We start from the raw sequence: 15,432 nt of genomic DNA on the forward strand, positions 1-15,432 counted from the left end.
CGCTTCGCTCAGGCGTCGAGGATTCCTCAAGGCCGGCGGTGCACTCGTGGTCGCTTTCTGCCTGCCGCTGCCCGGCTCGTGTGCAGAGACGGGCGAGACGTTTCCGAAAGTGCCTCCGGAGCAGCTTGACTCGTGGCTTGCGATCGCCCAGGACGGCTCTGTGACGGCCTTCACGGGACGCATCGACATGGGCACGGGGGTGCAGACAGTGTTCGTCCAGGCGGTGGCGGAGGAACTGGATGTCCCCGTGAGCGCCGTGACCTTCATTCTCGGGGATACCGCACGCACGCCGGAGCAGGGCAAATCCACCGCGAGCAACAACATCGCGCGCAATCTGCCGCCGTTACGTCAGGCTGCAGCGGAAGCCAGGATGCGACTGTTCGAACTGGCCTCGGCGAAATTCGGCGTCCCTGCCGGGACGCTGACCGCCCGGGACGGTGTCATCAGCGTGCGCGGCAGCACCCGCAGTATCGGTTACGGGGAATTGATCGGCGGTGGCCGGTTCAATGTGACCCTCGGCGTCAAGGGGACCGGCAACCAGACGAAACTGATCGGTCGAGCGCCGCTGAAAAAACCGCAGGACTTCAGGGTGCTGGGCAAACCGGTCCCACGGGTGGATATCCCTGCCAAGGTACGCGGCGAATGGCAGTACGTCCATGATGTGGTCGTTGACGGCATGCTGCACGGCACGGTCGTGTTGCCGCCGGCACGCGGCATGAAGCTCGTTTCCGTGGACGGATTTCCGCAGCCGGTACCGGGTGTGGTGAAGGTGGTGACGCGGGGCAATTTTGTCGGCATCGTCGCGCAGACCGAGCAGGCGGCGGTGCGCGCGCGCAACTCGCTGCGCGTGACATGGGCGCCGGTCACGCACGAGAATTACGACGACATGTACGCTGCGGTTCGACAGACGCGGATCATCAAGCAACACGTAGAGGGCAACGTCGGCGATGTGAAATCTGCCTTTGCCGGTGCAACGAGTGTGGTCGAAGGGACTTATCTGCTGCCGGTCAATTCGCACGGCATGATGGGGCCTTCGTGCGCCGTTGCGGACTTCCGCGACGGCGCACTCACGATCTGGTCCGGCACGCAATGGCCGGACGGCACGCGCCGCGACGTGGCCGCGATGCTCGGGCTGCCGGTCGACGAGGTGCACCTGATCTGGGTCCAGGGCTCGGGCTCGTACGGCCGTCTGGGTGTCGACGACGCGGCGGGGGACGCCGCGCTGCTCTCCCAGGCGGTGGGCCGGCCGGTGCGCGTTCAGTGGCAACGCGCCGACGAGAACCAGTGGTCCCCGTTCTGTCCGGCTGCCGTGATCGACGTGAAGGGCGGGCTGGACGCGCACGGCAATATCGTCGCGTGGCAGTTCGAGAACCGCACACCGGGCCATTCCACTGCCGAGCGTGGCAACATCCTCGCCTGGCGCGCGCTCGGGACCAATCCGGGACATGATCGCCTCAGTGGCGGCGCCGATAACCCGAGCTATGACATTCCCAATCTGCACGTCGTCACCCGCTACACCGACGAGATCGTGCGGGCGATCTACATGCGCTCGGTGGCAGGCATCCAGAACACGTTCGCGATCGAAAGCCATATGGACGATCTCGCCGCGAAGGCGGGTATCGACCCGGTCGAGTTCCGGCTGCGCCACACGAAGAATGCCCGATCGAGAAAGGTGATCGAGACGGTGGCACAGAAGGCAGGCTGGAAGCCGTCGCAGAAGCCAGTCGTGAATGGCGACCTGATCGAGAGCCGCGGCATCGCGGCGCTGTGCGCGGGCGACGGTAAGCTCGAGAACCACGGTGCCTGGGGCAATCTTGCGACGGTCGTCGACATCGTGCTGGACCGGCGCACGGGCATGATCCGCGTGAAGCGTGCATTCGTTGCCATCGATGCGGGCCGTATCGCCAATCCGGATGGGCTGCGCGCGCAGGCCGAAGGCGGCACGATCATGGGCATCAGCCGGGCGCTGAAGGAGCAGGTGCTGTTTCGCGGCGGCGCGGTGGCTTCGGCAGACTGGCTGACCTACCCGGTCCTGCAGTTCAGCGACGTACCAGAGACGCTCGAGGTCGTGCTCATCGACACGGATAACCCGCCGCTCGGCGCGGGCGAGGTGCCCAACGTGACGCCCGCCGGCGCCATCGGCAACGCGGTTTTTGCGGCGACGGGCGTACGCATTCATGAGCTGCCGATGACGCCGGAGAAGATCAAGGCGGCGTTCGCCGAGACCTGAGCGCACGCGCAGATCCGGTACCGGATCGCCTCGGCTGCAGACCGGGTGGCAAGGCGCGTATGCATTGGTTGCCCGATTACAAGAACCCGCAAAGGCAGGCATGAAACCCCTGAGACTGATGTATGCGGCCGCGCTGGGCGCGGCGATGATCCTTGCCATGAACCCTGGCCTTGCAGCCGGGCAGTTATCCGTACAGCCGGCCGCACAGCTCGGCGGAGAACCGCGGGGTGCGTACCTCGCGCGGGCTGCGGACTGTGTGGCCTGCCATTCGGCTCCGGGGGGCAGGCCGTTTGCTGGCGGGCTGAAGATGGGCACCCCGCTCGGCAACATTTTCAGCACCAACATCACCCCGGACGCGCAGACGGGAATCGGCAGCTACAGCCTTGCCGATTTCGATCGCGCCGTGCGTCAGGGCGTGGCGAAGGACGGGCACCAGCTGTATCCGGCGATGCCTTATCCGTCGTATGCCAGGATCAGCGACGCCGATCTCGCCGCGCTCTATGGCTACTTCATGCATGAAGTGACGCCTGTCCACCAGCAGAACCGGGCGAGCGAGATCCGGTGGCCGCTGAACGTGCGATGGCCGCTTGCCGTCTGGAACCGGCTCTTTGTCGATTCTCATCCGTATCGGGCCGATCCGGCGCACGATGCGCAGTGGAATCGCGGTGCGTATCTGGTGCAGAGCCTGGGCCACTGCGGAGCGTGCCACACGCCTCGCGGCGTAGCCTTCGAGGAGGAGACGACTGGGGGCAACGACAGTGCGTTCCTGGGCGGGGCAACGCTCGATGGCTGGACGGCGAGTGATCTCCGCGGCGATCAGGCGACGGGTCTCGGCCGCTGGAGCAAGGCCGACATCGTCGCGTTCCTGAAGGACGGCGGCAACGCGCACGCATCCGTGTTCGGTTCCATGATCGACGTCTACAACAACAGCTCGCAGTTCCTCACGGACGACGACCTGGATGCGATTGCGACCTATCTCAAATCGCTGCCTCCGCGGCATCCCGGGCAGACCTGGACCTACGACGATACCGCCGCGCGGACGCTGAAACAGGGCGACCTCAGGATGCCGGGCGCCGAAACGTTCCGCACGCAGTGCGCAAGCTGTCATGGCATCGACGGGAAAGGGCTGGGACGGCGTCTGCCATCGCTCGCGGGCAATCCGAACGTCCTGGCGGCGGATCCGTCGTCGGTCGTCGACCTGATTCTCAACGGCTCGCAGCGCGTCGTGCGCCACGGTGTGCCGGACAGCTACCGGATGGCTCCGTTCAGGCTTCAGTTGAGCGACGAGGAGATTGCGGACCTGGCGACCTGGGTGCGGCAGGCGTGGGGCAATCATGCCGGCGCCGTTACCCAGTCCGATGTGGCAAAGCTGCGCGCGTCGACTGACATGAGCAGCGATCAGGTGATTATCCTGAAGATGCGATAACGCTTTGGGTCGATGGGTTGCGCATCGGCCGCAATAAAAGCATGCGGCGGCTGCAGGCGTCATGCATGTCGACGCGTGCAGTTGCCTGGCGGGTCGGCCCGGGACGGCCTTTAGCATGCCTCGGGCCTGCGGCCGGTCAATCCGGCTTGAGCTGAAGATTGCCGGGCTGACGCTTCTCGATCGAATACTTGAGCAGGGCGGCCGCCCGGAAGACGCCGTGCGCGAACTTGCCGTAGGGCAGCGTCAGGAACAGTCCCGTCACAACACCCAGGTGGACTGCGAGCAGCAGGCTCATCGCGGCACTGTCGCGCAGCGCGAGCAGCAGGAGGCCCGTTGCCGCCGCGAGCAGCAGCAAGGCGATGAAGCCGCGGTCCATGGGGCGCTGGGCCGGATCGCCCTGGCATGGATCGCGTCGCAGGTTCAGCCAGAGTAGCCCGGCGGGACCTGCGAGCAATCCCAGGCCACCGAGTGCCCCAAGCATGACGGGCAGGCTCAGAAGCGGATACGGAGCCGGATAGCTGAGCAGATAGTCGTAGATCGTGCCGACGCAGGTTGCCGCAAAGCACAGCATGAACCCGTAAAAGGTCAGATGGTGGAAGCGCCGGCGCGCGAGCGAGAATGCATCGTCCTCGTTATTGCAGCCCTTGCCGTGGCCACCGCCCAGATAGCGCAGGCGCAGCGCGTCGTGGGCCGCTTCCGCCACTGCGGCACGGGTAGCAGCGCCCGGTGTGACGCCGCGCCAGAAGCGGGTCACACCGATTCCCAGCGCCAGTAGGGCGTACAGGAACACGACACCGAACAGCCACGCGAGCAGGTCGTGGGGGAATACCGCGTAGAAGTTGCCCGCGAGCGGGCCACGCAGCAGGCCGCCACCCATGCCGGCGGCCAGGCGAAGTCGGTGTAGGTGTCGAGCCGCACCTTCGCCATGGCCTGCGGCACGTTGACCGCGAATTCTCGCTCGGGCGGTCGTTAAAGCGTACGGCAGCGGTTTCGTCGACCTTCAGGCCCAGGTAGGTGAAGGTGATGCCGGGACGGACCGCATACGCGTAGAACGGTGCGGTATCGATCGGACGGGCCCAGTGAGTCTTGGCCGGATTGAGCCCCTCGGTGTGGCAATCGTCGAGTACCGTATGATCGAACGTGCCGCTACGACACGCGGCGTTGTATTCGCCGACGGTCTGCAGGAAGCGGGTTTCGTCCAGGCCGATCTCGCGCGCGAGCCCGGAGAGGGTGTCTGACTGGATGCCGGGAAAGACCGGCGGCATGAAGCGGCCGACGGCCTTCGCGTCGATGATCGAATAGGCGACCTGGCCGGGCTGCATCGCAGTCAGACGGCCCCAGATCGCGTAGCGCTTGGGCCAGAAGTCTTCGCCTTCGTCATAGAAGCGCTGCGCGTCGCGATTGACGACGATGCCGAGCGACACGCAGTCGATGCGCGTGCAGATGCCGCCGTCATAGAGCGGCGCGCGTGCATCGATGGCCACGCAATGCCCCTGCGACGGATCGCCGATGATGTCCGCACCCGCGTTCATCATGAACTTCAGCAGCACCCCCTGATTGAAGCGCGTGCCGCGAATCAGGATCTGCTCACCGGGCCACTCGCCGCGCTCATTCTGTCCCCACGCTTCGCGAAGCCATTCGCGGTTCGATTCGAAACCGCCGCAGGCCAGAACGCAACTGCGCGCCTCGATACGTTCGCCTTTGCAGTACGCGGCGATGAAACGCCCGCCGTCGCCCAGTTCCAGCGAGGCGACCGGACTCTCGTAGCGGATCGCGACGCCCAGTTGCTCGGCGCTTCGATAATAGGCGTTGACGAGTGCCTTCCCGCCCCCCATGAAAAACGCGTTGGTACGCGAGAGGTGCAGGGTGCCCGACAGCGGCGGCTGGAAATTCACGCCGTGACGGCGCATCCAGCCGCGGCAGGATGACGAGTGGCGGATGACGAGCCTCGCCAGATGCTCGTTGGTGATGCCGCCCGTGACCTTGAGCAGGTCCTGCCAGAATTCCTCTTCAGGATAGGCATCGAGCAGCACGTCCTGCGGCTCGTCGTGCATGCATCGCAGGTTGCGGGTGTGCTGCGAGTTGCCGCCGCGCCACTCGCGCGGCGACGCTTCGAGGAGCAGGACGCTTGCGCCTGCTTCGCGTGCGGTCAATGCCGCACACAGGGCGGCATTGCCGCCGCCGATTACCAGTACGTCGATCATGGGGAGAGTTGTCGTCGTTGCCAGTGTCACACTGTAGACACCCTCCCCGGGCCGAGCCATCGGGCGACATGCAAGGGGGCTTCACGATTTGTGAAGGGTGGCCCCGGCCAGTGTCCGTCCGTAACAAGGTCGGCAGCCACCTGTGCGAGCAGCACGCGCACCGCGAGCGCTGCCGGAGAAAGCTCGTCGTCGGACAGGCTCGCCAGCAGGTTGGGGCGATGCAGGAAGTCGTCGATCCCCGCATCGGTCGGAACAACACCCGTTGCGGTACGGGTGAGAAGGCGGGTGGCGAGTTCGCTTTCGAGACGGCTGATCTGCTGGCTGAGCGCCGAGGTGACCATGCCGAGTTCGGCGGCCGCGCGGTCGAGTCCACCGTGCTCGACGACCTTGATGAAATAACGCAACTGCCTCAATTCCATGAGCGGTTTCCCTGCGGCCTCATTCCTGGAAGCGGCTAGTGTCGCATGCGGTGCACTGCGCGGCGAAGGGCCGGTTCCGGGCTCGCGCAGCCGCTCGCACGGCGGGCGAGGCGTCGCCGGTTTCTTCATGAACTTATCGTGTACACCGATTAATGGGCAAAAACTACTTGTTTGTGCCCATTAAATGGCGGACTTAGCATGCGTGTACCGCACTGGCAGCCGTTGCCGTGCAATACGAGGCATCCAGAATAGGAAACCGCATGTCCGTTCAACCACCCGCCGGGACCTGGGCCGAGATTGTCGTCCAGGTATTGAAATCCAACGAAGTGCGGCTCGTGACCTACGTGCCCGACAACGTGCTGCGACCGCTGATCGAAGCCGTAGAAGCCGATCCGTATTTCACTGTGATCTGCCCGGCGCGCGAAGAGGAGGCTGCCGGGATTACGGTCGGCGCCTACATGGCCGGCATGCGCGGCATCACGCTGATGCAGACGAGTGGCTTCGCGACCTTGCCCAACGCGCTGGCTTCGCTCGTGCGCCCTTACCAGCTGCCGCTCGTGATGCTGATCTCCGAGCGCGGCACGCTGGGCGATTTCCAGCTCGGGCAGGCGGTTGTATGCCGCACGATGCGCCCCGTGCTCACGTCGCTCGGCATCGAGCACTTCGCCATCGAGCGGCTTGACGACGTCGAGTTCGTGGTCGACCGCATGATCAAGCAGGCGTTTTCGACGCAGGAGCCGGCCGCGATCATCCTCTCTCCGCTGCTCACGAAAAAGAGCAACACGTCCCACTGAAGGCGATTACCCATGACCGCAACCGAAAACAGTACGGTGGCCCGCAGCGCCGCCAGGGTGATGAACCGCTCCGCGCTCACGCGCAGGCTCGTTGCCAGACTCAGGTCGAACGAAGCCGTGATCGGCGGCATCGGCAACACCAACTTCGACCTGTGGGCGAGCGGCCAACGCCCGCAGAACTTCTACATGCTCGGCAGCATGGGTCTCGCGATCCCCATCGCGCTCGGCGTCGCCATCGCGCAGCCCGGGCGCCAGGTGGTGGCCCTCGAAGGTGACGGCTCGCTGCTCATGCAACTGGGCGCACTCGGCACGGTCGCCACCCGCGCGCAGAAGAACCTGCTGATCGTGGTCTGGGATAACGGTGTCTACCAGATCACCGGTTCGCAGAAGACGCTGACTTCGGGCACCGTCGATCTCGTGGCGATCGCGCGTGGCGCGGGCCTGCGGCAGAGCGCGTGGGCCGCTGACGAGGCGCACTTCGACGCCCTCGTCGAAAGCGGGCTGGCCGGCGACGAGCCCGCGTTCATCGCCGTGCGCACCGATGATGCGAAGCCGGCGGGCGTGACCGAGCGCGACCCCGCGAAGATCCGCCAGCGCTTCATGGAAGGTATCGCCGCGTAACCTGCGTGCGCAGCAAGCGCACGCATTTGAGGAACATCCGATGTCACAACTGCTGATTGGCGGCAAATGGGTTGACGGCGAGTCAGCCCAGTCGCTCACGGACAAGTATCACGGCAGGGAATACGCACGCATGGCCGTTGCGTCGCCGGAGCAGGTCAACCAGGCGGTGGATGGCGCCCTCGCGGGATTGCGCGCATCCACGCTTTCGCCATACGAACGGTACCGGATCCTGCTGGAGGCGGCGCGCGTGGTCGAAAGCCGCCGCGACAGGCTGATCGGACTGATGCGCGACGAAGCCGGTTTCACACACGCGGACGGCGATAACGAAGTACGCCGCTGCGTGCAGACGCTCGAGCTTTCGGCCGAGGAGGGCAAGCATCTGGCCGGCGAACTGGTGCCGATGCAGGCCGCCGCCGGCGTGAAGAACCGGCTCGGGTACACGATTCGTGTGCCGCGCGGCGTCGTGTGCGCGATCACGCCGTTCAATTCGCCGCTGAATACGCTCGCGCACAAGGTCGGACCCGCCATTGCGGGCGGCAACGCGGTGGTCATCAAGCCATCGAACGTGACACCGTTGTCTGCCGTGGAGCTATGCAAGGCGCTCATCGATGCGGGCCTGCCTGCGAACCTGCTGGCGTTGGTCCACGGTTCGGGCAGCGCCATCGGGCGTCAGTTGCTCGCCGATCCGCGCATCGCGTTCTACGCGTTCACCGGCAGCACGCAGGTGGGCCGCGAGATCCAGCAGGCCGCGGGCCTGCGCGGCATGCAGCTGGAACTGGGCAGTATCGCCAGCACGATCGTCTGTGCGGATGCCGACGTCGACATGGCAATTCCGAAGATCGTCAACGCCGGGTTCCGCAAGGCAGGCCAGGTTTGCACTTCGGTACAGCGGCTGTTCGTGGCGCGCGGCATTGCCGATACGTTCATTTCGAAGTTCGTCGAAGCGGTAAAGGCAACTCCGTGCGGCGATCCCGCCGATCCCAAAACCGTCATCGGACCAATGATCTCGCTGCAGCATGCGGAGCGTGCCGAATCGTGGGTGCGCGAGGCGGTGGAAAACGGCGCACGGGTGCTGACGGGTGGCAAACGCGAGGGCACGGTGTTCGAGCCCACGGTGCTGCATGGTGTTCGCGACAGCATGAAAGTCGTGTGCCAGGAAATCTTCGCGCCGGTCGTGTCGATCATCGAGTTCGACCGCATCGAGGAAGCGGTGGCGGGCGCCAACGCCAGCGACTTCGGCCTCGCGGCTGGCCTCTTCACGTCGGACCTGAAGACGGCGCTGCGCACCGCACAGCAGCTTGCATTCGGCGGGGTGCATATCAACGAGGCATCCAGTGCCCGCATCGACGCCATGCCCTTTGGCGGCGTGAAAGACAGCGGCTTTGGCCGCGAGGGTCCGGCCTGGTCAATTCGTGAAATGACCGAGGAGCGTCTCATCACCGTCGCGTACTGACGCGATGCATGAGCCGTCTGCGAGCCATCTGACTGACTGAACGGAACCACTATCTTGGAAACATCCCTTTCGACGAACCATGTACTGCGCATTGCCGTGGACATCGGCGGAACCTTCACCGACGGCGTGGCAACGCTCTCGCCGTCGGGGCGCATCTGGGTCGGCAAGACCCCAACCACGCCGGACGATCCCGGCGAAGCGGTTTCTACCGTCGCGCTCAACCTGCTGAAGCAGGTTGCGGACTCGATGGGACCGTCGGCCCCGAAGCTCGCGGAGGTGGTGCACGGCACGACCCTGATCACGAATACGCTAATCGAGCGCAAGGGCGTAAAGACCGGGCTGATCACCACACAGGGCATGCGCGACATGCTCGACATCGGTCGCGAATGGCGCTACGACATCTACGATCTCGACATCGTGATACCTGCGCCGCTGGTGCCGCCTGCGTTGCGCCTGGAGGTGGACGAGAGGCTCGATGCGCGCGGCGAGGTACTGACGCCGCTCACGGACGCGCAACTGGACCGGCTGATCGACGGAGTGATCAGCAAGCTCGGCGCGGCCGGGGTCGAGTCGGTGGCGGTATCGTTGCTGCATTCGTACCTCAACGATGCACACGAGAAGCGTATCGAGGCGCGCCTGCGGCAGGCCCTCCCGAATCTATCGGTGTCGGTATCGTCGGATCTCGCGCGGGAGATCAAGGAGTTCGAGCGCACCTCGACAACGGTGGCGAATGCCTATGTGAAGCCGATCGTCGCGAAATACCTGCACGAACTCGAGAACCGGATCGCACGCATCCAGGAAGGCATACCGCTGCGCGTGATGGTGTCGAGCGGCGGTTTCACGTCAGCGAAGGCGGGCGCGGAATCACCGATCCTGCTGCTCGAGTCGGGGCCGGCCGCCGGCGTGCTGTCGGCGCTCAATACGGCCTATCAGAACGACGTCAAGCGCGTGCTCGCATTCGACATGGGGGGCACCACGGCGAAGGCCTGCGTGGCCGTCGACGGCGAGCCGCCGGTGGCGCACAGTTTCGAGTGCGCGCGCGTCGAACGCTTCAAGCGCGGCTCGGGTCTGCCGATCCTCATTCCGAGCATCGAGCTGATCGAGATCGGCGCGGGCGGTGGCTCCATTGCGTATTGCAATCGCCTCGGTCTTCTCAACATCGGACCTGAATCGTCGGGCTCCGTACCGGGCCCGGCCTGCTATGCACGCGGCGGCACCGACGCGACCGTCACCGATGCGGATCTGTTGCTGGGCTACCTGAATCCGTCGAACTTCCTCGGCGGCGAAATGGAACTCGACACCGGCCTTGCGACTGCCGCGATGGAGCGGCTCGCGAAGCAGCTGGGCATGGCCACGACCGATGTTGCATGGGGCATCTACAACATGGTCAACGAGAACATGGCGAGTGCCGCGCGTATCCATATCGCCGAGAACGGCCACGATCCGCGTGAGTTCGCGATGGTGGCAACGGGCGGCGCGGGCCCCGTCCATGCCGTCGAGGTGGCGCGCAAGCTGCGCATTCCGCGTGTCCTGATTCCGATCGCAGCGGGCGCCGGTTCGTGCCTGGGCATGCTGGCCGCACCGGCGCGCGTCGACCGTTCGTTCTCGAGCCCGCAACTGCTCGCGGATACGGACTGGGCACAGGTGGCCACCCGTCTCGAGGCACTCAAGCGCGAAGGCGAGGCCGAACTGGAGTCGGCCGGCGCGGCCGACGTCGAATGGCGCATCGGCGCCGAGATGCGCTATTTCGGGCAGGGCGCGGACGTGTCGGTCTCGATCCCCTACGAAGCTGTGACCGACGCGACCGGCGCGAAGGTGCTGGCGTCGTTCGAGGCACAGTACGAAAAGCTTTACGGCAGACTTGTGCCGAATGCGCGCCCGCAGGTCGTGACGTGGCGGCTCACGGGACGCGAGCGTACCTCCGGCCAGCACTTCGAATGGGGCGACAACCGGGTGAAGGCGACCGACGCGCTGCGCGGCAAGCGCCCGGTCTACCTGCCGCTGCGCGGCGAGTACGCCGACGTGCCCGTGTACGACCGCTATTCGGTGCAACCCGGACAGACGCTGCAGGGGCCGCTGATTCTCGAAGAGCGTGAGTCGACCATCGTCGTCGCAGTGAAGTCGGACGTCACGGTGCTGCCCGACCTCACCACTTCCGTTACTATCAAGGAGTTCGAATAAATGACTCTGCTCTCCACTGCGCCGTCCACGACGCCCCAGAAGCGGGCCACCACGTTCGACCCGATCGAGCTGGAAATCCTCTGGAAGCGGTTGATCAGCGTGGTCGACGAGGCCTCGGCCGCTTTCGTGCGCACCTGCTTTTCCACGCTCGTGCGCGATGGCAACGATTTTGCGATCGTGCTGACCGATGCACAGGGACGCTCGCTCGCCCAGTCGACCATGAGCCTGCCCGGCTTCATCGGCTGCCTGCCGGCTACGGTGCGGCATGTGCTGGACAAATATCCGGCGCCGACGATGCAGGAAGGTGACGTCTTCATCACCAACGACCCGTGGAAGGGCTCGGGGCACATCCACGACGTGACGACCGTCACGCCGATCTTTCGGGACGGCAAGGTGGTCGCGTTCGCGGCGGTGGTTTCGCACCTGGTCGACATCGGCGGGAAGCTGCGCAGCAACAGCAGCCGCGAGATCTACGAGGAAGGCCTGCAGATCCCGATGATGAAGCTACTCGATGCGGGCGAGCCCAACGAGGTGCTGATCGAGATGATCATGCAGAACGTGCGCGCGCCCGAGCAGGGCATGGGCGATATCTGGGCGCAGGTGTCGGCCTGCCGGAAGATGGGCGAGCGCCTGCAGGGGCTGCTCGACACCGTCGATCTCGAAGCGCTTGGCGCCGAGGTGCGCCGCCGTTCCGAGCAGGCAATGCGCGATGCGATCTCGAAGATTCCCGACGGGATCTATGAATCCACGGTGTTGCACGACGGCTTCGAGAAGCCGATCGAGCTGAAATGCAAGCTCACCGTGACGGGGGACCGGATCGATATCGACTATGCGGGCAGCAGCGCCCAACTGGCGCGCGCGGTCAACGTGGTGCCCATCTACACGTTCGCGTACACGGTCTACGGCATCAAGACCCTGCTGTGCCCGGACATTCCCAACAACGAAGGCAGTTTCGTGCCGATCACGACCACGGCGCCGCTCGGCTCGCTGCTGAACCCGACCTATCCGGCGGCGTCGGGTGGCCGTAGTGCGATCGGCCATCTGCTGCCGGCGTGCGTGTTCCGTGCGCTGGGTGATGTGCTGCCGGAAAAGGTGTGGGCCGGCGGCTCGCCCAATTCGTCGATGACGATGTCCGGCGAGTATCAGGGACGGCGTTTCGCGGTGGTCAATTTCGTCAACGCGGGTCAGGGCGCGAATGCACGTCGCGACGGCTTCTCCGCGATGAGCTTTCCGGCCAACCTCGGCAATACGCCGGTCGAAATGATGGAGTCGCTTGCACCGATCAAGGTTTTGCGGCGTGAGGTCCGCCGCGGCAGCGGTGGCGCAGGCAGGCATCCGGGCGGTTGCGGGATCAGCTTCGAATATGAGTTGCTGCCCGATGCGTCCAATGTGAGTGCATCGTTCCTGATGACGCAGCTCAAATCGTCGCCGCCCGGACTGGCAGGGGGAGGCGCAGGCAAGCCCGGCCAGCTACTCATCAATGGCGTGGTGGTCGACCCGACCGAACCTCGCGTGCTGAACGGCGGCGACCGCGTGCTGATGGAAACGGCAGGTGGTGGCGCATACGGGCCGCCTGCGTGAGCCGCAGCCAGCGCGAACCTGTATTTCTCGAAAATAAAAGGAAAACGTATGACCGATATTGTCCGGATTGACCAGAACGCCCGTCGTAGCCGTGCACTTGTTCACAACGGGCTCATTTACCTCTCCGGCCAGGTGCCCGACGACCGCAGTGGCGACGTTACGGATCAGACGCGTCAGGTGCTCGCGAAGATCGACGGGCTGCTTGCCGAGGCGGGCACGTCGAAGGAGCGGCTGCTCAGTACGCAGATCTGGCTGAAAACGATGGACGACTTCGCCGCGATGAATGCGGTGTGGGACGCGTGGGTGACACCGGGCCAGACGCCGACGCGCTGCTGCGGCAAGGTGGAACTCAACGATCCGAACTGCCGGGTGGAGATCGTTGCCGTAGCGGCCTGCCGTTAAGGGGCATCGGGACGTCGCAACGAAACATGAGGAACGGCTGCCCGTGAGGCAGCCGTTCCTTTGTGGAGTCGTCACCATGAAAATAGTCATCATCAGGCATCGCCTCATGCCCGGTACCGAGGAACTGGCGCTCGCACGCATCAATGCGTTGACGCAGCGAATCCGTGTGCAACCCGGCTTCTGTTTTCGCCACGTAGGGAGGGAATCCAGCGATCCTTCCAGCATTGTCAGCGTGACGGCCTGGAATACGGCACAAGACTGTGCGCAATGGGAGGCGCTTCTGGCAGCGTCGCCGTTGCCACCGGTTGACCGCTCGCGTCTTTACAGCTCGGTGGAGCACATCGTCGTGAATACCACTACCGGGCCCGAATTGCCGTGATCCGGGCGAAATTCGACTCATGAGCCTCGGGGGCCGACGCCCGCGAGGCGTCGTGAGACAGCCCTGTGCATGTTTCGGGTCCTCGACTTGTTAGTTTCGCTAACTAAATGAATCAAGGGGTGCCATGTTCTCTCGTCTTTCGATCTCCACCCGGTTATGGGCGACCGTCGGGGTGCTTGGCCTGCTGATCGTGGCGGTTGGCGCGCTCGGGCAGGTCGGAATGAAGCGCGCGAATGATGCGCTGAATTACGCCTATTCGAACCAGCTGGCTGCATCGATTCAGTTAGGAAGTTCGAACCTGGCGTTGACGATCGCGCGCGTCGGCCTGGACCGGACGCTGATGCATCCGGAAGAGTCCGGCCTGCCGGCTGCCATTGCCAAGGCGCTTGGACACCTCGACGATTCCAACCATGCCTGGCTTGCCTATCGGGCACTGCCTCACGAGCACGATGAACAGGTTCTGGCCGACCGTGTGGATGCGGCTCGCACGGCACTGGTGCAGCAGGGCATCGTGCCGATGGCGGATGCGTTGAAGCGTGGCGATCGCGACACGGCCGACCGGATCGCCATGAAGACGATGTCGCCGCTCTCGCTTGCGTTGACGGACAGTACCGGTGCGCTGGACCGCTGGCAGGACGAACACGGCCGGCAGGAGTTTGGCGAGGCGCAGCAGTTCTACAGGCGGCTGAGTCTTGCCGGTGTGCTGCTGATCGTGGTCGGACTGATGGTCTGTGGCGGCTGCGCGTATGGGCTGCGCCGTTCGATTGCGATTCCCCTCGCAGACGTGCTGGCGGCGCTTCGGCGCATCGCGGGTGGCGATCTGACCGCGGCACTCGAGGTTCGTTCCCGGGACGAGATGGGCAGCCTCGTCGAAGGACTCCAGACGATGCAGGGTGGGCTGGATGGAACCGTGAGGCAGGTGACGCGAAGTTCCGAGGCTATCGCGGCGGCGACGAGGCAGATTGCAGCGGGCAACAGCGATCTGTCACAGCGAACTGAGGAGCAGGCAGCGTCGCTGCAGGAGACCGCCGCCAGCATGGAAGAGCTCACAGCGACGGTGAGGCAGAACGCGGACAATGCCCGCACGGCACAGGGCCTGACGGAATCCGCGCAGGACGTCACGACGCGCGGTTCACAGGTCGTCGCCGAGGTCGTGCAGACGATGGGGGAGATCGACCGCAGCTCGCGGAAGATTGCCGACATCACGGGCGTGATCGAGGGCATCGCGTTCCAGACCAACATCCTCGCCCTGAACGCGGCGGTTGAAGCTGCCCGGGCGGGCGATCAGGGACGCGGCTTCGCAGTGGTCGCCGGCGAGGTGCGCTCTCTGGCACAGCGCGCCGGTGCCGCCGCGAAGGAGATCAAGACCCTGATCGACGATTCGGTGGGGCGGGTGGCATCGGGTGCAAGGCAGGTTCAGGCCGCAGGCGAGACGATGCGGGAAATCAGCGAGTCGATCACGCGGGTAGCGACCATCATGCGCGAGATCGCACACGCATCGGATGAGCAGCGCGATGGCATCGAACAGGTCGGAGTGGCGGTGTCGCAGATGGACCAGGTATCGCAGCAGAACGCGGCACTGGTCGAGCAGGCTGCTGCTGCCGCAGTCTCGCTCGACGATCAGGCAGCGGCGCTGCGTGAGGCGGTTGCGGTTTTCAGACTGAAGTGAGCGGGTGGCGCCTGCAGCAGGCGCCACGTGAATGACTATTCCCGTTTCCGCAATTGATAATCTGCATCGATCA

12 protein-coding genes and 1 pseudogene are annotated in these 15,432 nt (G+C 64.9%); 10 read left to right on the forward strand and 3 right to left on the reverse strand.

Annotated features, from left to right (window positions below; translation table 11 throughout):
* The first annotated feature begins 46 nt into the window (after positions 1–46).
* Positions 47–2,230 carry a xanthine dehydrogenase family protein molybdopterin-binding subunit gene (locus tag BHE01S_RS14760; protein WP_167337687.1) on the forward strand — a complete coding sequence of 728 codons (2,184 nt, stop codon included), beginning with the start codon at positions 47–49 and terminating at the stop codon, positions 2,228–2,230.
* Between the two features lie 100 nt (positions 2,231–2,330).
* A complete protein-coding gene (locus BHE01S_RS14765; protein WP_052405933.1) occupies positions 2,331–3,656 on the forward strand; it encodes a c-type cytochrome in 1,326 nt (441 codons plus the stop codon).
* A 136-nt stretch (positions 3,657–3,792) separates the two neighbouring features.
* Here the strand turns inward: BHE01S_RS14765 and BHE01S_RS14770 are convergent, their stop codons facing one another.
* From BHE01S_RS14770 to BHE01S_RS36785, 3 genes and pseudogenes are all read right to left on the reverse strand, one after another.
* Positions 3,793–4,359, reverse strand: a complete 567-nt coding sequence (locus tag BHE01S_RS14770) for a hypothetical protein (RefSeq protein WP_052405935.1) — start codon at positions 4,357–4,359, stop codon at positions 3,793–3,795.
* Positions 4,289–5,860, reverse strand: coding sequence for an FAD-dependent tricarballylate dehydrogenase TcuA (gene tcuA / locus BHE01S_RS14775; protein WP_281177755.1), 1,572 nt, complete (start codon positions 5,858–5,860; stop codon positions 4,289–4,291). The genes BHE01S_RS14770 and tcuA overlap by 71 nt, the downstream gene beginning before the upstream one ends.
* 229 nt (positions 5,861–6,089) lie before the next feature.
* A pseudogene (locus BHE01S_RS36785) lies at positions 6,090–6,279 on the reverse strand (LysR family transcriptional regulator); the annotation flags it as partial.
* A gap of 260 nt (positions 6,280–6,539) precedes the next feature.
* Between BHE01S_RS36785 and BHE01S_RS14785 the strand changes: the two are divergent.
* The 8 genes from BHE01S_RS14785 to BHE01S_RS14815 all read left to right on the forward strand — a co-directional run bounded on the left by BHE01S_RS14785 (position 6,540) and on the right by BHE01S_RS14815 (position 15,359).
* Positions 6,540–7,073: a thiamine pyrophosphate-binding protein gene (locus tag BHE01S_RS14785; protein ID WP_042265229.1), complete on the forward strand. Its 534-nt coding sequence runs from the start codon at positions 6,540–6,542 to the stop codon at positions 7,071–7,073.
* A gap of 12 nt (positions 7,074–7,085) precedes the next feature.
* Positions 7,086–7,694, forward strand: a complete 609-nt coding sequence (locus BHE01S_RS14790; RefSeq protein WP_042265231.1) for a thiamine pyrophosphate-dependent enzyme — start codon at positions 7,086–7,088, stop codon at positions 7,692–7,694.
* A 40-nt stretch (positions 7,695–7,734) separates the two neighbouring features.
* Entirely contained in the window at positions 7,735–9,147 is a 1,413-nt protein-coding gene (locus tag BHE01S_RS14795) for an aldehyde dehydrogenase family protein (protein WP_042265232.1), read from the forward strand.
* A 54-nt stretch (positions 9,148–9,201) separates the two neighbouring features.
* The gene (locus tag BHE01S_RS14800; RefSeq protein WP_052405937.1) at positions 9,202–11,328 is read left to right on the forward strand and encodes a hydantoinase/oxoprolinase family protein; all 2,127 of its coding nucleotides are present in this window, start codon (positions 9,202–9,204) and stop codon (positions 11,326–11,328) included.
* A complete protein-coding gene (locus tag BHE01S_RS14805) occupies positions 11,329–12,909 on the forward strand; it encodes a hydantoinase B/oxoprolinase family protein (protein ID WP_042265233.1) in 1,581 nt (526 codons plus the stop codon).
* A gap of 48 nt (positions 12,910–12,957) precedes the next feature.
* Complete coding sequence (locus tag BHE01S_RS14810) at positions 12,958–13,311, forward strand: RidA family protein (protein ID WP_042265234.1); 354 nt, start codon at positions 12,958–12,960, stop codon at positions 13,309–13,311.
* A 76-nt stretch (positions 13,312–13,387) separates the two neighbouring features.
* Entirely contained in the window at positions 13,388–13,690 is a 303-nt protein-coding gene (locus tag BHE01S_RS36790; protein WP_084068873.1) for an antibiotic biosynthesis monooxygenase family protein, read from the forward strand.
* A 124-nt stretch (positions 13,691–13,814) separates the two neighbouring features.
* On the forward strand, positions 13,815–15,359 hold the full coding sequence (locus BHE01S_RS14815; protein ID WP_042265236.1) for a methyl-accepting chemotaxis protein: 1,545 nt from the start codon (positions 13,815–13,817) through the stop codon (positions 15,357–15,359).
* Positions 15,360–15,432 lie beyond the last annotated feature (73 nt).

The sequence above is a fragment of the Paraburkholderia heleia NBRC 101817 genome, from assembly GCF_000739775.1.
Classification (GTDB): Bacteria; Pseudomonadota; Gammaproteobacteria; order Burkholderiales; family Burkholderiaceae; genus Paraburkholderia; species Paraburkholderia heleia.